The organism is Paenibacillus sp. NPDC056722 (assembly GCF_042790635.1).
Taxonomy (GTDB): domain Bacteria; phylum Bacillota; class Bacilli; order Paenibacillales; family Paenibacillaceae; genus Paenibacillus_AQ; species Paenibacillus_AQ agri.
Map to the genome: position 1 here is coordinate 428,382 of NZ_JBHTYV010000005.1, position 18,312 is coordinate 446,693.

The 18,312-nt window shown below is 45.5% G+C and carries 21 protein-coding genes; 6 read left to right on the plus strand and 15 right to left on the minus strand.

The window, feature by feature from the left end; translation table 11 throughout:
• Positions 1-60: 60 nt before the first annotated feature.
• The 4 genes from ACFRAM_RS15845 to ACFRAM_RS15860 all read right to left on the minus strand — a co-directional run bounded on the left by ACFRAM_RS15845 (position 61) and on the right by ACFRAM_RS15860 (position 2,589).
• Positions 61-1,116 carry a LytTR family transcriptional regulator DNA-binding domain-containing protein gene (locus ACFRAM_RS15845; protein WP_379466650.1) on the minus strand — a complete coding sequence of 352 codons (1,056 nt, stop codon included), beginning with the start codon at positions 1,114-1,116 and terminating at the stop codon, positions 61-63.
• Positions 1,117-1,319: 203 nt separating this feature from the next.
• Positions 1,320-1,562: a restriction endonuclease gene (locus tag ACFRAM_RS15850; protein ID WP_379466651.1), complete on the minus strand. Its 243-nt coding sequence runs from the start codon at positions 1,560-1,562 to the stop codon at positions 1,320-1,322.
• A gap of 216 nt (positions 1,563-1,778) precedes the next feature.
• Positions 1,779-1,940 (minus strand): Spo0E family sporulation regulatory protein-aspartic acid phosphatase, encoded by a 162-nt coding sequence (locus ACFRAM_RS15855; protein WP_379466652.1) that lies wholly within the window; start codon positions 1,938-1,940, stop codon positions 1,779-1,781.
• Positions 1,941-2,052: 112 nt separating this feature from the next.
• Positions 2,053-2,589, minus strand: a complete 537-nt coding sequence (locus tag ACFRAM_RS15860) for a DedA family protein (protein ID WP_379466706.1) — start codon at positions 2,587-2,589, stop codon at positions 2,053-2,055.
• A 271-nt stretch (positions 2,590-2,860) separates the two neighbouring features.
• Here ACFRAM_RS15860 and ACFRAM_RS15865 point away from each other — a divergent pair, with 271 nt between their 5' ends.
• The gene (locus ACFRAM_RS15865) at positions 2,861-4,912 is read left to right on the plus strand and encodes a serine hydrolase domain-containing protein (RefSeq protein ID WP_379466707.1); all 2,052 of its coding nucleotides are present in this window, start codon (positions 2,861-2,863) and stop codon (positions 4,910-4,912) included.
• A 126-nt stretch (positions 4,913-5,038) separates the two neighbouring features.
• Here the strand turns inward: ACFRAM_RS15865 and ACFRAM_RS15870 are convergent, their stop codons facing one another.
• Together ACFRAM_RS15870 and ACFRAM_RS15875 are read right to left on the minus strand one after the other, a co-directional pair.
• Positions 5,039-6,829 carry a response regulator gene (locus ACFRAM_RS15870; RefSeq protein ID WP_379466708.1) on the minus strand — a complete coding sequence of 597 codons (1,791 nt, stop codon included), beginning with the start codon at positions 6,827-6,829 and terminating at the stop codon, positions 5,039-5,041.
• Between the two features lie 121 nt (positions 6,830-6,950).
• Positions 6,951-7,532 (minus strand): sensor domain-containing protein, encoded by a 582-nt coding sequence (locus ACFRAM_RS15875; protein ID WP_379466653.1) that lies wholly within the window; start codon positions 7,530-7,532, stop codon positions 6,951-6,953.
• Positions 7,533-7,818: 286 nt separating this feature from the next.
• On the opposite strand from ACFRAM_RS15875, the gene ACFRAM_RS15880 reads away from it, so the two are divergent.
• Together ACFRAM_RS15880 and ACFRAM_RS15885 are read left to right on the plus strand one after the other, a co-directional pair.
• Complete coding sequence (locus tag ACFRAM_RS15880) at positions 7,819-8,907, plus strand: sensor domain-containing diguanylate cyclase (protein ID WP_379466654.1); 1,089 nt, start codon at positions 7,819-7,821, stop codon at positions 8,905-8,907.
• Positions 8,908-9,156: 249 nt separating this feature from the next.
• Positions 9,157-9,720 (plus strand): sugar O-acetyltransferase, encoded by a 564-nt coding sequence (locus ACFRAM_RS15885; protein WP_379466655.1) that lies wholly within the window; start codon positions 9,157-9,159, stop codon positions 9,718-9,720.
• A gap of 187 nt (positions 9,721-9,907) precedes the next feature.
• On the opposite strand, the gene ACFRAM_RS15890 is transcribed toward ACFRAM_RS15885, so the two are convergent.
• Complete coding sequence (locus ACFRAM_RS15890) at positions 9,908-10,609, minus strand: DKNYY domain-containing protein (protein WP_379466656.1); 702 nt, start codon at positions 10,607-10,609, stop codon at positions 9,908-9,910.
• Between the two features lie 198 nt (positions 10,610-10,807).
• The gene (locus tag ACFRAM_RS15895) at positions 10,808-11,752 is read right to left on the minus strand and encodes an MBL fold metallo-hydrolase (protein ID WP_379466657.1); all 945 of its coding nucleotides are present in this window, start codon (positions 11,750-11,752) and stop codon (positions 10,808-10,810) included.
• A gap of 176 nt (positions 11,753-11,928) precedes the next feature.
• On the opposite strand from ACFRAM_RS15895, the gene ACFRAM_RS15900 reads away from it, so the two are divergent.
• The gene (locus tag ACFRAM_RS15900; protein ID WP_379466658.1) at positions 11,929-12,342 is read left to right on the plus strand and encodes a MerR family transcriptional regulator; all 414 of its coding nucleotides are present in this window, start codon (positions 11,929-11,931) and stop codon (positions 12,340-12,342) included.
• Positions 12,343-12,510: 168 nt separating this feature from the next.
• On the opposite strand, the gene ACFRAM_RS15905 is transcribed toward ACFRAM_RS15900, so the two are convergent.
• From ACFRAM_RS15905 to ACFRAM_RS15915, 3 genes are read right to left on the minus strand one after another with little or no spacing between them, the layout of a single operon-like run.
• Positions 12,511-12,825, minus strand: a complete 315-nt coding sequence (locus tag ACFRAM_RS15905; RefSeq protein ID WP_379466659.1) for a hypothetical protein — start codon at positions 12,823-12,825, stop codon at positions 12,511-12,513.
• A gap of 51 nt (positions 12,826-12,876) precedes the next feature.
• Positions 12,877-13,089 (minus strand): FRG domain-containing protein, encoded by a 213-nt coding sequence (locus ACFRAM_RS15910; protein WP_379466660.1) that lies wholly within the window; start codon positions 13,087-13,089, stop codon positions 12,877-12,879.
• The gene (locus ACFRAM_RS15915; protein WP_379466710.1) at positions 13,070-13,375 is read right to left on the minus strand and encodes a hypothetical protein; all 306 of its coding nucleotides are present in this window, start codon (positions 13,373-13,375) and stop codon (positions 13,070-13,072) included. Before ACFRAM_RS15915 ends, ACFRAM_RS15910 begins: the two co-directional genes overlap by 20 nt.
• A 247-nt stretch (positions 13,376-13,622) precedes the next feature.
• Here ACFRAM_RS15915 and ACFRAM_RS15920 point away from each other — a divergent pair, with 247 nt between their 5' ends.
• Complete coding sequence (locus tag ACFRAM_RS15920) at positions 13,623-13,787, plus strand: YjzC family protein (RefSeq protein ID WP_379466661.1); 165 nt, start codon at positions 13,623-13,625, stop codon at positions 13,785-13,787.
• A gap of 71 nt (positions 13,788-13,858) precedes the next feature.
• Here ACFRAM_RS15920 and rlmH read toward each other — a convergent pair whose 3' ends face one another.
• The 3 genes from rlmH to ACFRAM_RS15935 all read right to left on the minus strand — a co-directional run bounded on the left by rlmH (position 13,859) and on the right by ACFRAM_RS15935 (position 17,050).
• Positions 13,859-14,338, minus strand: a complete 480-nt coding sequence (rlmH, locus tag ACFRAM_RS15925; protein WP_066377914.1) for a 23S rRNA (pseudouridine(1915)-N(3))-methyltransferase RlmH — start codon at positions 14,336-14,338, stop codon at positions 13,859-13,861.
• A gap of 180 nt (positions 14,339-14,518) precedes the next feature.
• Complete coding sequence (locus tag ACFRAM_RS15930; protein ID WP_379466662.1) at positions 14,519-15,376, minus strand: EcsC family protein; 858 nt, start codon at positions 15,374-15,376, stop codon at positions 14,519-14,521.
• A gap of 261 nt (positions 15,377-15,637) precedes the next feature.
• The gene (locus ACFRAM_RS15935) at positions 15,638-17,050 is read right to left on the minus strand and encodes a hypothetical protein (protein WP_379466663.1); all 1,413 of its coding nucleotides are present in this window, start codon (positions 17,048-17,050) and stop codon (positions 15,638-15,640) included.
• A gap of 218 nt (positions 17,051-17,268) precedes the next feature.
• Between ACFRAM_RS15935 and ACFRAM_RS15940 the strand changes: the two genes are divergently transcribed.
• Complete coding sequence (locus ACFRAM_RS15940) at positions 17,269-17,550, plus strand: hypothetical protein (RefSeq protein ID WP_379466664.1); 282 nt, start codon at positions 17,269-17,271, stop codon at positions 17,548-17,550.
• A gap of 179 nt (positions 17,551-17,729) precedes the next feature.
• On the opposite strand, the gene ACFRAM_RS15945 is transcribed toward ACFRAM_RS15940, so the two are convergent.
• Positions 17,730-17,897 carry a CxxH/CxxC protein gene (locus ACFRAM_RS15945; protein WP_066377900.1) on the minus strand — a complete coding sequence of 56 codons (168 nt, stop codon included), beginning with the start codon at positions 17,895-17,897 and terminating at the stop codon, positions 17,730-17,732.
• Between the last annotated feature and the right edge of the window lie 415 nt (positions 17,898-18,312).

Here is an 18,312-nt window from a genome sequence, read left to right on the forward strand (position 1 = left end):
CCCATGAAAAGCGCAGTCAGGGGGATGAATGGAGTCATTTCAGGGTTGAACAATCAGGCGCTACAGCCCCACAATATTCTTGATTTCTTCAAATCGGGTCTTGGACATCGGGATCATTGACTTCTTGTCGTCACGGATAACTAAGCTGTAGCTGTTGCGTGTCCAAGTAATCAATTCGGACGCATGATTAAGATTTACGAGGTAGGAACGATGGCAGCGGTAGAACTGATAAGGGGCAAGCTTCTCCTCCAGTTCTGTCAATGTCCACGCCGTCGTGAGGTCACCTATGCTTGTATGGATATGCGATAGCCCATCGCTGCTTTCAATATAATAAATGTCCGCCGGGTCTACGAAGACAAATTTGTCATCCGCTTTGATCATCAGCTTTTCCAGCTTGGCCACCGTTACACGTGAAACATTTGGTTCACTTTCTGGATCGAGTTCTTCTGTCCCTTGCACGGTCTGCTCAGAGGCTTCCGGTTCGTCCTGCGTCGTAACCGGGTATAGTCCTCCCTCCGTTAACCGGTAGATATGCTCGGAAAGGAACATGGCCTGCTCCATCGTCGAACAAGTAACGAGTATCGCTTTGCCACGATCGACAAGAGCGGTGATCAATTTTCTGAGAATGATACATCTCTCAAGATCGAGATTTTGCTCCGGGTTCTCCCATATAACAAGCTCAGGATTATGGATGAGACTTCGTGCCAAGTTAAGCAGCCGTTTCTCAGAATAGCTGAGTCTGGAGATTAACACCTTGGCATGGCCTTCAAGCCCCACCAGCGTCAACAGTTCACTAGCCGGCATTCGAGTGGTGTATAGCCGTCCCAAAAAGGTCAAATAATCGGCTACCTTCATTCGATCATATAATCCGTCATCCAAAAAGCAGCAGCCGACGCGATGCACGATTTCAGAACGGTTCATCCGCAGACGCTCACCGCGGTAGAGAGCCTGGATTCCAAGCCCAGACGACTCACCCAGAACGGAGCGGATAAACTGACGGCCATGCTCATAATTACACTGCACCACCGCACACTGTCCAGCCATCAGCTCCAGTTCCACTGATGACGATGCAGCATCGCTTTTTCCAGCTTCACTTTGTATTTGCAATACGGTCATACGTATCCGGCCTCCTGTCATCTCCATAACGGAGTATTACATATCATTACTCAATATATTCCGATTGTAACCTACAATAGAAGGTTGAACCATATGCTTCCATGGTCGGGTGAAGACACACCTTCCTTATTCTTGTGCTCAACCATTGAGGCACCGCATCCTCAAGTTATGGCTTTAACTGTAGCCGTGGCTGCTTCCCTTGTCTATGTTCTGATTTTTTCGAGCTGCCATTTGCCCCAGGCGCGGAGCTCGTTCTCTACGAGACCACCATGCCAGTAATCAACTTTGAATTGCTCCACTTCCCGTTTCGCATCTGCTGTAAGATCAGAAGCAGTGACCAACAGAGTCAAGATATAATCATGATTTCTTTTGGCGCCCACCAATTCACGGACCGTCATAACCTTGATCCCGGAAATACAGCGATAGCAATCTTTCAGAGTAAACAAGTTGAAATCTCCTCTTAAACCTGTACTCAAGTAAGGTTTTAGTTCACTTTTCGCCAGACTCGCACTGCACAGTGCAATTCGTGCTATTCTCTTTTATCTATCTTATTTCATCTCGACTTCATTTAATTGAAATTCATTTTTGGCGTTCAACACAACAATAGGAGAGTCGAACAATTCCCCAATCCGAATGTATTCTTTAACTGCACAACTGCCCACCTACTCTTCCATCCCCAACATTAGGCTGTACTCATTCAGCAGCTTGTCCAACTCTTGAGACTTCAACAGAACTACTCCTGAAGTAATTCCTGATCTATCCGCCAAATCGTGTAACTCGCCGCGCAACAGTTCGATTTTGTCCTGAAAATCCAGCTTATTCAAGCATATGGCCCTTCCTTTCTTAAGGAAAGCTGACTACATCTTCTACATCTTCTACATCTTCTACATCTTCTACATCTTTTGCTGCCAAATATTTAGCTCTTTTGAGATCCCTCTATTGCCTGGAGTAAAACAACCCCAAAAAAGAACCATGATCATTCGAAAAATCAATAGTCCCCCCCAGAAAATACCCAATTGAAATAAAAATCGCACACCAGCATAGGGCTCCGAGGCCCGAGTAGAGTATATATTTCCGCGGGTTCATGGCGCTCATCCCTGCCAGATAACAAGTCAGATAGCGGAACCCTGGAATATAGTAGCCGATGCATATTGCCCAGGGGCCGTAGCGCTGAAACCAGCTCTCTGTTTTCTCTAACCTTTTGGTCGTGAGCCTGACCCATTTTCCATACTTCCATAGCAACGGCTTGCCGAATTTCCGCCCAAGGGCGTAACTGCACAACATGCCACTCATAGCCCCAAGGACGCTAACCACAAGGGATATCGGAAAATAAAGCAGCCCAATGGAAGAAAGATAGCCAACAATCGTCATGAGAACTTCATCAGGCACAGGCAAACCAATAATACCAAGCGCAAGGCATAGAAAGATGGCAATGTAACCGTACTGGATAACGATATCTTGTAAGAAAGCGATGATGTCCACACTCCAGTTCTAATGGCTTTGGGCAAGGAAGACTGTCCTCGTCTCCTGGATGATTCATCGCCCTTTCAGATATCCTAATGCCTCCCTTGTCAATGAACCTAGTGCCGAATTGTCACATGACGCTTTCAAGGTAGCAGGATGTCATAGATGACGAAATGCAACTTGTTGGTGTGACAACTCCTTTGCGATACTGGGCTCAGCCGATGGTTAAAAGGCAAATTTAATAGTTAAGGAGACATCATTTATGAAGAATACGAAGAATATGAAGAACACGAAGAAATGGATTCGCAAGAATCGCGCAGTACTACTATTAACTGTTCTGGTGTTAACGGGTACGGTCATTAACGCTTGTACGGAAGTAGGGAACGCAGCTAATAGCCCGCAGACTCCCCCGCCAGTTACATCTGAGGTTACCAGCCTGAAGGCGCCGCAGGATGCCAAGCAACTGGAGGGACCGCGGGATTCCAAGGAACTGGAGACCTTTGCAGATGGCGTTTTTGCGGATGCGATGAAAAAGTATAATACGGTTGGCTCTAATTTCGCGGTCGTTTCGAATGGTAAAGTGCTATTAAGCAAGGGGTACGGTTATGCCGACAGGGAAAATAAAATTCCGGTAGACAGCAGCACCGTTTTCCAAATTGGTTCTGTGACGAAGCAGTTCACGGCATTGGCAGCTATGCAGCTGGTCGATAAGGGGAAAATTGATTTGCATCACGATATCCAGGAATACCTGGGAGGGATGAAGGTACCGAATAAAACAGGCAAAAAACTGACAATGTACGATCTGCTTACGTATACCAGCGGCTTTGACAAACCGGATATCCTCTCGGGATCGAAGCCGGAATATGTGAAGCAATTCTACCCGATGAAGGAGGCTCTTGAAGCGAATATGCCGACGATTGTCAGACCTCCGGGGGAAGCGTACACCTATGATAATTTTGGGTTCACACTGGCGGGGTATGCGGTAGGGCAAGTAGCGGGCACATCATACGCCCAGTATATGGAGGACAATATTTTCAAGCCGCTGGGCATGAACTCGACGAATGTGCGGTTTAAACCCGAACTGCTTAGCAGAATGGCTGCCCATTATGATCCTAAAGGCAAGCTAATCCCCTTGGAGGGATTCATACCAACCGATCGGCCTAGCGGCGGCATGGTATCCAACGCAGATGACATGGTAAAGTACCTTATGATGCATCTGAACAAAGGAACGTATGAAGGCAAACAAATCTTAAGTGCCAAGAGCATTGAGCAAATGCACACCTACCAGGTGTTCCCTGACAAAGACTACCCTGTCACAACCATCGGATTTGAAGGCTACTTCAAAGAGAAGATGAATGGTCAACATGTGGTTATCAAAGGGGGAAATGTGACTGGTCATTCGTCCTTGATTGTTCTTCTTCCAGAGAAAAACACAGCGTTCTACATGTCCTACAATAACGACTCTATGATGAGTCTCGACGTGTATGAGGAATTTATGAATCATTACTATCCTAAAAAAGAAGCGGCTCCAAAGCCATCCTATTCGGCAATCAGTGAGCAGCAGGCCAAGGACTACGTGGGATTGTACCAAAACACGCGTCTTGGATCCATGCGGACCCTCGTTTCCTATTCAAACGGAAAATTGTTTACGGAGACAGGAGATCTGGGCAAGAGCACGCTGAAAATGATCCACCCGTTACTCTTTGAAGATGAAGCCGGCAATAAAGTAGCCTTTCAAAAAAATGGGGCCGGCAAAATCACCTATTTCTATTACATGGCACTTCCGCACTACGTGGGTTATGCACAAAAATTAAATAGAGATTTGCCATTCACTGATGTACCTGCTGGCAGCAAGTATGCGTCTTATATTCAAAATCTCCGTGCCTTAAAAATCATGAACGGAAAGACAGCTACCCGCTTCGATCCGAATGGAAAGTTAACTCAGAGTGAGTTCTCAGCGTTGCTGCTACACGCCCATGGCTGGGAAAGCATGCCTGATACGATTGAACCCAACAAGAAGCAGATGTTGTCCGGAGTGCCTAATTATAAACCTAATTCTCCTATCACTAGAGAGATGGCGGCAGTTATGATCCAAAACCTGAGACAAGCTGAGCCTGGAACCAAGAAGGTTACATTGCGTGGCGAAACGGATGCCTGGGCAGTTAAAGCCATCACAACCCTTGTATCCCAAGGCATCATGGACCCGGATACCCAGATCAATAAGGACGGCTCCATCAACTTCCGTTCCAAGCAGCCACTGAAGCGGCAGGAAGCGAGTGCCTTATTGGATCTGGCATTTGATTACTACACATTGCCAATTGCCAAACGTTAATGAACGTAAACCCTAATGCTGAATAAGTAAAAAACGACCTTTAAAAATCTAAATGGCGGATGCCGACATACGAAGCACAATCACTCCGTATGCCGGCATCCGCCACCATAATACATACCTTTTAGGTTATTCCAGAAGCCCGGCCTCCCTGGCTTTTTGCACCGCTTCCTCCCGGTTGCGGACCCCCAGCTTCATATAAGCCGATGATGCATAGTTTCGAACCGTACCATCGGATAAATACAACTTGGAAGCAATGCTTTTATATCGCAGCCCTTTGGAGACGAACTGTAAAATTTCAAGCTCCCGCGGCGTTAATTCATAGGCCGATGACGCTTTGATTAGCGAAGGATCATCCCCGCTATTGTCCGCCTCCAGTTGGGCAAACAATTTGTGCGACATGCCCTGATCGATCAGCGTACCCCTGCGGTAGACGGTGCGTATCGTTTCAGCCAGCTCTAACGGCTGCATGGACTTCAACAAGTATCCGTCCACCCCACTTCGCATCGCCTCCAGAGCCTGTCTGGTATCCTCGAACGTGGTGAGAATCAGAATGCGGATGTCGGGCCACAATTCTTTTATCCTACGAGATGCGGCGATTCCATCCATATTCGGCATTTCCAGATCCATAAGCACCAGTTGCGGCTGAACCTGCCTGCACAGCTCGATCGCTTGCTCCCCATCCTCTGCCGTTCCAACAACCTGCAAATCCTGCTGTTCCTCCAGCAGAGTCCGCAGGCTTTCACGGATAAAGGGCTGGTCATCGACGACCAACAGGCGAATGACTTCATCCTTAAGCTCCGTTTGTCTGGGCAGCGTACAAGTTACCAGAGTGCCTTCTCCCGGCTCCGTATAGACGGCCACATGGCCTTGCAAGTTCATCGCCCGCTCCTTCATGGCACTGAGGCCGAAGCCCTCTCTCCCCTGCTCCATCCCGCGGCCGTTATCTTGAATTTCAAGTCTCGTCTGCTGGGGTTCAAATTGCACGGATACCTTAATCTCTGTCGAGTTTCCATGACGCACAGCATTCGTCAACGACTCTTGCAGGCAGCGATAGAGTGCTGTCTTCGCTTGCTTCGTTACAGGGTATTCCTCCCCGTAGGCATGAAAACGAACCGTCACCTTAGCATGCTCCTGAAACTCCTCTGCCAGCTTCCTTAAAGACTGAAGCAGCGGGAGCGCCTCATGCGGCGATTCGATTTGATGCACGTAATTTCTGACTTCCTCCATATTTTGGCGGCCCAGGTTCAATAGGGATTCGAGCCTTTCCGTCCCTGTCTCCGTTGTCAGCTCAGGACGCAACGTTTCCAATCCCATAATGAGCGAAGTGTAGGCATGGCCGACGGTATCGTGAAGCTCTTTGGACAGCCGGTTCCGTTCTTCGGCAAGCGTGATGCGCTCGATTTGGGACAGGTACTGCTCCAGCACCGCATTTTGGTCGCGGATAACTTCACCTTGACGAAAATTGAGCACGAGTAAATGGAAGGAGAATCCGAAGACATATGCCATCCCGATGTGAACGGCCATGACCCAGTATTCACTCTGCTCTGCAAACAGCTTGATTATGGCGGGCAGGAGCAATATGGATACAGGCCCTGACCAGAGATAAGTCCTTTGCGCGCTGTGGGCAGCAATTAAAAAGGCATACAGCAGGAATGAAAAATAGGCTTGCGGAAAAAATGCAGCCAGATATAAACACAACCCGCCCGAGATCACGATTTCGGTAAACAGGTAGTATTTATAATCGAGCTGCAAGCAAAGCCATGGGACGGAAAAAGCAATCAGCTGCCACAGCATAAGAGCCACTATCGGCAGCGTAAAATATTCTTTCAGCTCTATAGTCGTAAACACGAGAGAAATGCTGCATATCAGACGGATTATGAACATGAGCCAGTCGTACCAGTACCATCGCTTGACCATATCGAACAAAACCATCAACCCCTAACGACCTTCAGTATGACATTACGTAATTAGTATTGAGTAAACCGCTATAGAGTAAACTACCATCCGACAGCATACGAGGCAAATCCGGGAGTAGCGTCTACCTGTTCACATGCTTGATCATCAGACGCGTGTAGCCGCCTATCAAGTGCGCCAAGCGTCCCGCAAGCCTGTAGCTCACCATCATCAATACGACTCCTATGGCCGACACCATCACGGCCTTGGTAATGCTATCTACCCCCATAAAGGAAAGGTTGATAAACCGATAGAGGAATGGGGCCGCAATCAATACAAGTGGCGCTGCGTACAGCAAGACCGCACTGATCAGACTTAATATCCCTATCGGGAATTTCAACAGCAGCCAGCCAATTGCGATCCAGTTGCGTACGTTCAGCAGCTCCTTTTTCGCTTGAAGCCAGCCCGACACATCGGGTCTCGCGGATTTAACGCAAGGCTCGGTGGTAATGTCCGTATAGATCTTGGTCTGTACTCGTTCAAATTGCAGGAAGGCGGTCGTCGTCCGCAAAACGTGTGTCAGGAGAGGAACGCCCGCGACGGTAAAAGAAAGGCTCAAGCCCAAGGTTAGAGCGACCAGATAAAAGCTGAAATAAAACATTCCTGTGACGAAAGTAAGCAGCAGGAAATAGCCGTTTTGAATAAAGCTAACAACGGTTCTGGCCATCAAGAGCCCACATCCTTTCCAAGTAGTAGATGTATTTTAAGGATCTTGATGTCAAATCCGCCAGTGTCATAATGTCATATGACACAAAATGAACGGAGTTATCCGCAGTAACGAGCGGGATAAGACCTCAACACATGATTTCTTCACTAAACATCGCGAAAAGATGCAGCGATCCCAGCTTACCGTCAAGCTTAGGCTTGGCTGACAAACTGTATTAAACGTGCTAGCATATTATCTAATCATGACGAATAATTACTACGCTTAGTATGGAGGAATTGGGAAGAAGATGCTTGAAAACCATCGCCTAAAAGTTTTAATGGAAGTCCAACAGCAGATGCTGTTATCTAACTTTGATTTGAAGTTGTTTATGCAAACAATCTGCGATCGGATGTGCCTATTAACCGATGCCGACGGTTCTACCATAGAAATGCTGGCGGACGATGAAATGGTTTATGCCGCTGTCAGCGGTACCCTGCAGCCTCATCTTGGAATTCGAATAAAAAAGAACGGCAGCTTGTCGGGTTTGTGCGTGACAGAGAAAGAAATTTTGTATTCGCCGGATACACAGCAGGACGATCGTGTCGACAAGGCGGCTACTATGAAAGTCGGCGCACGGAGCATGGTCTGCGTACCCCTGTTTGACTCCAGCACTGCCGTCGGCGTGTTGAAGGTCATCTCCGGTCGCTCCGACGCTTTCTCTGACCGCGATATTGAAACGCTACAATTATTATCGCTCGCCCTAGGCTCAGAGTTAGGCAAACAAATTAACTACGACGACAAAATTCGTATTCTTAACGATTATGAGCAATTATTGATTCAATTAAGAGCCGAGATCGAAAAACGTAAAGAACTAGAGATCGAACTTATTCAATTGACAGAGCGTGACATTTTGACGGGCTTGTTGAATCGCAGAGGATTTAGCACTCGCATCCAAGGCTGGATGAATCGGGCTAGCTGCCAAGAAGGCTCATTCGGTGTGTTCTATCTCGATTTGAATAAATTCAAGCAATGCAACGACACTTACGGACATGAAGTCGGTGATCTCGTACTTGTAGAGTTCGCGAAGCGAATTAAGCAAGCCGTTCGGGAGACCGATCTATTAGCACGCGTTGGCGGCGATGAATTCCTGGTGGCAGCATGGCTGCAAAACGGCTATGACGACTTAGTGCAGGTTGCTAAGCGTTTGATCGGGCAACTAGAGTCACCGATGCTAATTAAGGAGCTTCAACTACCGATGACCACCAGCGTCGGCTGTACGTTATGGGTGGAGGGCATGAAGGAACTCGATCTCATTCGCGTAGCAGACCAAGCAATGTATCTCGCCAAGACTAACGGTACTAATAGAGTTGCTATTAAAGATGAGCTGGTAGTGTGATTTCAGTTATACAGCTACTCCATTAAGAGAGTCACCAAGCCAGTCAAAACAATGAAGGCATTCATCCACGCCGCGAGTCTCGGCAAAAGTGCACAATCGAAAGGCACCCGATTAGGGTGCCTTTTTTGCTTAATTGATTTACATCCTGCCATCTCTGTCTCACAATCTCGATAATGCCAATGGCGTAATCTTATAGTTGAACCATATCATCCCTTATAATAAAATACTTTGAACAGAGGAGTTGATGTTATGAACGAAAAAGAAAAATCGCATGCTGGTCTGTTATACCAACCTGGCGATCCTGAGCTTGTCGCAGACCGTGCGGATACCGTGAAAAAGTTATATGAATATAACAATATACACCCGCTAGACCAAGAAGCACGACGGACTGCCATTCGCGGACTGCTGGGAAAGACGGGAGATAATTGCGTTGTGGAGCAGCCGCTTTTCTGCACTTATGGGTACAACACCACGGTAGGAGACAATTTTTTTCTCAATGTTAATTGCAAGCTCATGGACAGCGGGAAAATTACAATTGGTAACAACGTATTTATTGCGCCCAACGTCTGTCTTATAACGGAAGAACATGCCATGGATGTAGAGCAACGGTTAGCGGGATTGGAATACACACACCCAGTCAATATTGGTGATAATGTATGGATCTGTGCAGGCGCTATAGTCCTGCCAGGAGTGACGATCGGCGCGAACAGCGTGATTGGAGCCGGCAGTGTCGTTACGAAGGACATTCCGCCAGATAGTTTGGCTGTAGGCAATCCGTGCAAGGTCATTCGCTCTTTGAAAAAAGCCCTTTAGTCAGGCTCTAATCGCTGATTCTATCGCTGTTAGAAATATAACAACAACCTTCATGGTGGTCTCACCCCAATCCCTAGCGTTATCCGATGGCCAGAATGGCCTCCTCGGATTGCGGTGATTGAATAAACATCCACATATGATAAGGTTCAGTGCGCTGTCTGTAACGGAAGGTTTTACATTTTCACCTTTATATAGTATCTATTACCAATCTATATCCCTTATATGTAAGCTTATCCGTTTTTGCCTCTCCGTCTTCCGAGTATAAAACTACGTCAGTAATGAATTCATATTTTTTACGATTATACTCGTGTTTATTATGTTCATACTCAGAAGACTTATCTCTCGGGTCATTTACGGAACCTAAGAAACTGCCAACTGAAGACGTTATTGCAAAGCCTGTACCCTCAATAACTTTAAATTTAGAAACATCGTCTACAAAAAGTGGTAAGCTCCCACAATAGGCGTCGTTTTTATCTTTTGAGTATGGAAACTCCAATACTTCAAAACTATCAGGATCTGCATTAATTACTTTATTTAATGACCAGTCATCACTTACGTAAATATATACATTGTTCTTATCTTTTGCATAACGATATCTGCCTTTACCACTAATAATCTGGAAAGTTTCCGGATCAGACCCTTTTACTTCTTCACTTTTAAAGTACACACTTGTATTATCTCTTGCAAAATTCTTGTACTTTAAAGTTTTGAATTCATCCTTTCTGACGTCAATCGGACTTACTCTTCTGCCAACAGCCTCATCGTAGGATACGTAATTCCAAGTCCCATTTTCAAATACGTATCTCGGTTTAAATTTGTGATATAAGAAGACTGATATTATCGCCAAGCAGCAAATTACGATTCCGGTAAGTACTAACTTCTTTTTCATTAACACCATCCCTTCATGTCTTCCCGGCTGTTTCCTTACGCAATAAAATTGCCCTTATTTGTGGTATGGTTCACCGTATCATCTATTGAGCGAAATTAAAAGGCACACGATGGGTGCCTTCTTCGTGTAAATTATAAGGTATACTTCATACTTATCCTCGTTTCTATATTTATTTTGCAAACAGTGTTGCTTGTTGTCTCATCTGTTGTTTTGAACAAGCATACTGTTAAAGAGCCAGCGAAAGTTCCATCTGAAATACTGGGGCAGATGCCAATCCTCATAGCCTTTTAATACCCCTTGTTCAAGCCAGTAAGACTCTGATTTCCCACTTTTTACAGCTCCAGAAACATAAGTGATCGTATTCTCCAAAAAGCGTATGACATCTGTGATTGGATCTGAATTAGATACATCTCCGTGTCCCGGAATGACAGTATCGACCTTGAGGTCTTTTTGAATTCGTTTAAGGATGCGTATCCAAGCGTATGGATTACCGTATGGTATGACCGGAATGGTCTTAGTCGATATTAAATCACCAGCGATCAAAGTTTGCTCTTCTGGAACGTACACAACAGCATCACTTAAAGAATGACCGCCTCCGTAAGATAAAACTTCGATTGTTCGCTTTGTTCCTTGAATAACGAGTTTATCGTCAAAAGTTATCGTGGGTATCACCCTGCAAAGGGAAGGGATGGCATCATAAAGGGCTCGCTGTACCGAAAGATCATAGTCGATTTCAGTTCGCATGTGGGGATCTCTTTGCTTTGAACGCACATGATTTAGGCTAGTTATTAACTTTTGAATGTTTTGCTGCATGAGATCAATATTCACTTCACCCATATCAGAAAGCAAATCTCTTGTCCAAACGGTAGATATAAATTCGCTTTTCATAAATTCCTGATTGCCGTTGACATGATCTCCATGAAAATGTGTATTCACTACATATTTAACCGGTTTGTTTGTTAATTGTTCAGCAGTATGACGTAACAAAGCACCAGAATGCGGCAGGTTGGTTGTATCCACTACAACGGTTAAATCCCCAAGATCAATAATTGCTGCATTCCCCAGAGAACCGCTGCCTGGAACAGAAATAGCACCCCAGATACCTTCCGATGCTTGTTGAATCGTGAAATATTCGTTGTTCATTGTTACACCCCTTTAACAATTAGTAAAGTTAACTTACAAGTTAGAGTCGACTGGAAGTCAAGAGAAGAGATTTTTCAGGGTGAAGTCAGGGTCAATTGTAAACATTGGCTTTGAGTTGACTGAAAGCTGTATAATATTTTTCAATATCAGCATTAAAAAGGAGGGACAGAAATCGGATGCTTACAATAAGTCAAGTGTCAGAAAAAACGGGATTAACTCCTTATACGATTCGTTATTATGAAAAAATCGGGGTACTACATGAACCCAAGCGTAGTAATGGAGGGGCACGTGTCTACAAAGAAAGCGAGGTTTCCTACATTCAATGTCTAAATAAACTAAAAAAATTGGGCTTATCGCTTGAGGAGATTACGGAATTTACTCGTGAGGGCTGTGTAATGGATAAAATTCAACAAGGGGAGAATCCTTCTAATTATAATCCTACCTTAAAAAAGCGGATTGAAATCCTTGAGAAGCATCTGATGGGACTGGAATCCAGACGACAAGAAATTGATTACATGATTTCTCTCGCCGAAGAAAAACTTACCTTATACCAAGAACTTACGAAAGAAGACATAGTAAATATTAGATAATCGCGGCGTAATCCTACGTGAACACTGCAGGGTGTCTGATTAAGTTAGATATCAATTATTCAGTTACTTGAGCTGAGGGGGAAGCTACTTAATCTATTCCTCCTCTTGTTTTAAATGTTCCAGAAATCTAAATCACCTTTACTTATAATAAAGCTCTCCGTGACTAGTTTAAGTGCGGTTCAACTTTTTATTATAAGCCATGTTATCTTTCAACATTTGAGAAATCCCCTCAAATTCTGTAAATAATCTATCAGCCCCATAGCCTATCTTAAGTAAATAATCATAAATTTTATATAACATAGGTATAGGTATAGGTATGTAAAACTTAAAAATTAAAGTCTCTTGTTCCTTACCCCCTACCCCTCCCCAAGAAATTTCATTTTTATCTACATGTTGTTGAATAAGAACATCTAACGACTCGTTATTTACAAGAGGAATTAATAATTCTTCAGGTTGTCTTCCAAGAGCCTGATTTTGTTGCATTAAGTCTCAAATATAACAAGTTTTATATTTCCATGCACTTAATATACCTTTTTAATAGTTCAGATTTAGTTTTTTATAGTGTTCAGGGACTATTAGCCTTAATGGTATTCTATCGTTAGTACTCTTTAAAAATTCTATTGTAAAATAATCTAAAGCATATAGAACCATATATTTCGAATCATCACTGGAATGAATTGCACCAGAACTCGCAAAATATAATGAGGTATATAAATCTTTACTCCAATCAATTAATCTTGTTGGCAAGCCATAATGTTGGGCTAATGCCGATAACTCTAAAAATTATTTCAAATCTTAATGTATCAATTGACAGGAACATTTCCAAACTATGACTTCTAAAAAATGATACATCAGGTAAATTCAAACTTTTATAATTGGCTGCTTTATAAAAATTCATAAGTATATTCAACTCTGCTGTCTGATAAAAAGACTCAAAATTATATTGTGGATGTGTTATATCCATTCCACCTAGTTGAGCAAAACCATATAATCTTTCAACACTATTTTTATCTTCTCTTAAAGATGAGGGCAATAGTTTATGAAATTTTCTGTTCGTTCTCCTCTAAAAAGAAATCTTTCAAACAAAAATGAATACTTTCCTACTGGAGAGAAATCTTGAAAAAACAAATCATTATCTTCTATCCATACTTCTTTTAGAACTTTTGTAGTTACCAATTTATCTCCTCCAAATAAACAATACTTAATAACAGATCATCTCTACCTTTTATTATTAATTGTATTAAAAAATGGTATGATAGTCATAGAGGAGGTGATAATATATGAGTGATTTAAAAAAGCCTGGTATGGATAACCAACCTCCTGGAAAATACAAAGAAGTTGGTCCAAGAGGTGGTGAAGTAGCTAAACCTCGAATAGTGAAAATTGATAGCGGAGATAGACTTCCACCAACACAAGAAAAAGGACGGAAATGGGAAAAACAATGAGAAAAATAATTTAAAACCACCTAAAATGTCGACACTTCAACGTTCTAGGTGGTCTTTTTTAAAAACCTCACTTACTTATGATACGGTTCCCCCCGATTTATCTTCACCGCGCGATAAATCTGCTCCACCAGCACCAGGCGCATGAGCTGATGAGGCAGCGTCATGCGCCCGAAGCTCATGCGCTGCTGGGCGCGGCGCATAACATCGTCGGAGAGCCCATGGCTCCCTCCGATAACAAAAACAACATGGCTCGTCCCATAGGTGCCGAGCCGGTCGATCTCTCCGGCAAGCTCTTCCGAGCTCCAGAGCTTGCCGTCGATCGCGAGCGCAATAACATGCGCCTCGCTTTTGATCTGCGCGAGGATACGTTCGCCCTCGCGCCCCTTCACCTGCACCACCTCTGCTTCGCTCAGAGAGTCGGGTGCTTTTTCATCCGCCACCTCAATCACCTGAAATTTGAGGTAAGGCGTCAGCCTTTTCGCATATTCCGCGATGCCATCGATCAAATACTTTTCCTTCAATTTGCCTACGCCAATAATCTGAATTAACATAAAACCCTCCATCTGTTTGCATACAATACTATGTCTAAAATCTATCTTCTTTCATGGGGTGTAGCTCCAGCGAAAGGCCCGGGACTCACTAAGGTAGCATGTCTGGACTTCCGGTCCCTCTTGTCCCAGACTTTTTCTTTATTAACCGTTTCTACCGATTCCAATCTGGAACTCTTACGCTTACAGCTCCAAGCTCCTATCTCCACGCATCTCCGCCATCCGCGCCAGAATCCTTCTCTTTCGGTAAAGCATACGCGCAGCCTCGCCTACATCCTCAATCGTTTTGCGATTCGTATAAGCGCCAAAAACAATTCCCGCCACCGGAACCATCTGCAACAGCTTCTTCCAACCGAAGTTATCCCGGTATACGGTGATGACTTCGTGCCAGCCCTTAATCTTGGATAAGGCTGCGTTTGTGCCTTCAAGGATATCTCCGCTTCCACCTTCTTGCAGGTTCAGCTCTTCCAGGATCGCCTGCTTACCCACGATGTCCGAGGAAGCGAACTGCATCACTTTTACCGTGAATATCCGTTCCGCCTTATCGGTCGGATCATAGCCATAGCACAAGCCAATCTCCTGAATGACCTTCAGAGACAGACCCAGAGTGGCCGGAATATCTACTGCCAGAGTGAACACACCGCCAACTCCGGTGGTCGCCCCCTGAATGGTCGCTGTCTCCCGTCCAGTCTCGATGAGCTGAAGTGCAGACGCATCCATGATAGACAAGGAATAAGGACCACGCTCCGACCCGCCAGCGGCCTGACTTTGGGAAGCCACGAGGGTTCCGACCTTACGGCCCGCTACGAGATAGTTGCCACCGTTCTGGATATAGCCGCCCAATTCGTCGAGCAGTTGGCCTATTTTATCGTGAATAATCTTCGGTGTAATCTTGTCCAGCAGTTTAAAAGGCAGGCGGGACATGCGGTCCCAGATCATCAGCTTTTTCTGCTCTTTTTCCCACTTCGTGACTTCAGCCAGTGCGGCATCAAGCTGCTCCAGTGTCTCTAACTGTGCGGACGGATGTTGTGGATGCGCCATCTTGAGAACCTCCCTTATGTGCGGGGCTTAACTGCCACCGGTCAAATCATTATCTTTTAAAGGTATACGTCCGAGCAGGCGATCAGGTCCATATTTCAGTTCACCCTGTGACCCACTCCGGATGATCACACAGCGGAGTCCCGCTGAAATTCCACTTTTCTTTTAGTGTACCACAATGTGCAGCCATTCAAGACAGCCGTACGTATACGCACAAAAGCACCCGCTACCCGCGGATGCTTTTTACAAGTTAAGACGATCCCTCTACACCAGGAACATCGCCACAATCGTCGTCACCGCCAGCCCCAGCAGTACGGGCTTCAGGTTGCGGCGGGCCAGTTCGAACGGGCTAACACCGCAGATGGCGGCTGCCGGGATGAGCGCCCAAGGAATCAGCGTACCACCGCCAACCCAAATCGCAGCCACCTGCCCTAGTGCGGTCAGTGTCGCTGCCCCGGTATGAATGGCGGATGCGAACAGCTGCGCGATGGAACCAGCCAGTGAAATTCCGGAAAAGCCCGAACCATCCAGCCCGGTGATCGCCCCGATTATGGTCATGGTGACCGCGCCCACTGCACCGTTAAGCGGAACATGATTCGCCAGAGCGACACCGAGGTCGTTCACGATGCCGTGCGAGGCTTCCGGGAGCACTTTTCCGAACAACTCGGTGAACGCCGAATCGCCCAGATAGAAAAAAGCCGCAATCGGAATCACCGGACCGAATACCTTGAATCCAAAAACAAATCCTTCTATTAAATAGGATGTGATCTTTTCGAGTCCCCGGTTGCGGTGGGCCAGCATGGTGATGGCGATCAGAATAAGTACCGCCGTACCGCCCACGAGTGCTGTGGCATCCCCGCCTTGCAGCTTCAGAACGAACATCGCGACGACATCGAGCAGGAATAGAAGCGGAATGACGATCGCCAGCGTTTTTTTGACACGAGGGCTAAGTAGCAATGGTCCTATTAGCTGTTCTCCCACCTCCGTGAGTGAACTGCCCCCTTTTACCGTGACCAACCCATTCCGCCATGTTCCATTCTTCTGATCTCTGCGCATCAGCCAGAACGCGGCCACTGTCGTAACCAGCCCCATGACAATCACAAGCGGAACACTGGCCTCCATCACACTGCTTACCGGAAGTCCGGCTGCGTCTGCGGTGAGTTTTGGGGCACCCTGAATAATGTAATCTCCGGATAGCGCGATACCGTGACCAAACAGATTCATCGCCATGGCCGCTCCCAGCGCAGGCAGACCGACACGAACGGCAACAGGCAGCAATACAGCACCGATCAGAGCGACCGCCGGCGAAGGCCAGAAGAAGAAGGAAGTCACCATCATAATGATCCCAATCCCCCAGTAAGCCATGGACGGCGTACGAATCAAACGGCTGAGCGGCGCAACCATCGTCTCATTGATCCCGGTAATAATCAGAATCCGGCTCATCGCTACAATAATGGAGATAATCATGATCGTACCGAGCAGCTCTTTGGTCGCATATACAAAAGAATTGAAGATCCCCGACACCGAACCGCTCAGCGTATTCGTCGCGAGCAGACCCAAAGCAAAAATCCCAACCACACAGATCATCGTGGTATCCCGCCGCCAGATCAGCAACCCAAGAATGAACACAATGAACACCAGATACACATAGTGGATCGCTGCTAGCTCAATCCCCATGATCGTGCGCCCCCTTCTCACCTGTAACTCAATAGGTGCTATATGCTATGCAGGGGCATGGGCGAAAGTTCGACATCAGGTGCCTTAGAGGAAAAAAAAGAGCCACTTGCTAGTGTCTCATCGGTGGGAGCTCTTCTATCACTTATTCAGTGCAAAGTACATTTAAATAAGACTAACGGATACAAGTTGTATATAATATCCAGTAAGGGGGAGGGTACATGAACAAAATAAAGAAAAACATACCCGCTATACTGATCATTTTAGGGGTTGTCCTATTTTTCTTAGTATTCAGTAGAGCTCGTACATCCGCTATTGTTCAACTCTCAGAGATATCTAAAGACAGCATTGTTGTAATAAATGCGCTTGGCGAAAAAACAATGGTGAGAGTGCCTTCTAAAATTGACACCAGTACTCTTAATGAGCAATCTTATTATTTAGTAAGCTATAGCTCAAGTTTTTTTCAGCGAAACCGCTTTGATAAAATAGAAATATCACACTAAAAAAAAAGACGCCTTGTTCATCTCGCTCAAATAGAAAAAACAGCAAAACCCTCTATAGATAACGATTTTATTGGAAGTTTGCAAGCCAGTTGGCTACCCCTGACCCTATATTGAGCATTAAAAAAAGAACGTGAGCACTCACGTCCTTTTCATCATCTTATCATTTACGTATGGGTCGCTTACACGACCAAATACTCAGCATTCTTCTCGCATTCCGCACATTTCGCCGGCGGGTCCCAGTCAGAGAACTCCGTTTCCTTCAGATCCACTACATCCGGTGCGTCTTCGTACTCGTCCACAAACCTGTCAATGGCCAGCTCCACGTGTTCCTTACACACTACATACATTCAACCAAGCATCCCTTTCTGTGCCGCTGCGGCGTAATACTCCTTCTACTGTTCTACCACACTTCCAGGTAAAAGGGAACTCCCCGCCGTCGATTCCTGTCATTTCCTTAGAAGCAGGTGCAATACTGGAAATTATATCCGATAATATAGAGATGCAGATGCAAATACTACTCGGAGGATTTCAATGCTCATAACCATATTGTATGTTGCTTTCAGCCTGTTCGCTGCAGGCGTCTTTATATTCCGGACTATCAAGCAAAAGTTCACCAAGTACCAGACAGAGCATATAGGAATACTCCTCTCATATCTAATAGTAGGCCTTACCCTTAAGGCTCCCATTGAATTAAAAGTCGGGTGCACTCTACTTCTCCTGCTAACATTCATGTACGGAACTATAAAAAGGTGACCCTGTCCT

What these genes read in the sequence shown, in the direction of transcription:
- ACFRAM_RS15845 (WP_379466650.1), bottom strand. Translation starts at nt 1,116, where the DNA reads ATGACCGTATTGCAAATACAAAGTGAAGCTGGAAAAAGCGATGCTGCA.
- ACFRAM_RS15865 (WP_379466707.1), top strand. Translation starts at nt 2,861, where the DNA reads ATGAAGAACACGAAGAAATGGATTCGCAAGAATCGCGCAGTACTACTA.
- ACFRAM_RS15870 (WP_379466708.1), bottom strand. Translation starts at nt 6,829, where the DNA reads ATGGTCAAGCGATGGTACTGGTACGACTGGCTCATGTTCATAATCCGT.
- ACFRAM_RS15875 (WP_379466653.1), bottom strand. Translation starts at nt 7,532, where the DNA reads ATGGCCAGAACCGTTGTTAGCTTTATTCAAAACGGCTATTTCCTGCTG.
- ACFRAM_RS15880 (WP_379466654.1), top strand. Translation starts at nt 7,819, where the DNA reads ATGCTTGAAAACCATCGCCTAAAAGTTTTAATGGAAGTCCAACAGCAG.
- ACFRAM_RS15885 (WP_379466655.1), top strand. Translation starts at nt 9,157, where the DNA reads ATGAACGAAAAAGAAAAATCGCATGCTGGTCTGTTATACCAACCTGGC.
- ACFRAM_RS15890 (WP_379466656.1), bottom strand. Translation starts at nt 10,609, where the DNA reads ATGAAAAAGAAGTTAGTACTTACCGGAATCGTAATTTGCTGCTTGGCG.
- ACFRAM_RS15895 (WP_379466657.1), bottom strand. Translation starts at nt 11,752, where the DNA reads ATGAACAACGAATATTTCACGATTCAACAAGCATCGGAAGGTATCTGG.
- ACFRAM_RS15900 (WP_379466658.1), top strand. Translation starts at nt 11,929, where the DNA reads ATGCTTACAATAAGTCAAGTGTCAGAAAAAACGGGATTAACTCCTTAT.
- ACFRAM_RS15905 (WP_379466659.1), bottom strand. Translation starts at nt 12,825, where the DNA reads ATGCAACAAAATCAGGCTCTTGGAAGACAACCTGAAGAATTATTAATT.
- ACFRAM_RS15920 (WP_379466661.1), top strand. Translation starts at nt 13,623, where the DNA reads ATGAGTGATTTAAAAAAGCCTGGTATGGATAACCAACCTCCTGGAAAA.
- rlmH (WP_066377914.1), bottom strand. Translation starts at nt 14,338, where the DNA reads ATGTTAATTCAGATTATTGGCGTAGGCAAATTGAAGGAAAAGTATTTG.
- ACFRAM_RS15930 (WP_379466662.1), bottom strand. Translation starts at nt 15,376, where the DNA reads ATGGCGCATCCACAACATCCGTCCGCACAGTTAGAGACACTGGAGCAG.
- ACFRAM_RS15935 (WP_379466663.1), bottom strand. Translation starts at nt 17,050, where the DNA reads ATGGGGATTGAGCTAGCAGCGATCCACTATGTGTATCTGGTGTTCATT.
- ACFRAM_RS15940 (WP_379466664.1), top strand. Translation starts at nt 17,269, where the DNA reads ATGAACAAAATAAAGAAAAACATACCCGCTATACTGATCATTTTAGGG.
- ACFRAM_RS15945 (WP_066377900.1), bottom strand. Translation starts at nt 17,897, where the DNA reads ATGTATGTAGTGTGTAAGGAACACGTGGAGCTGGCCATTGACAGGTTT.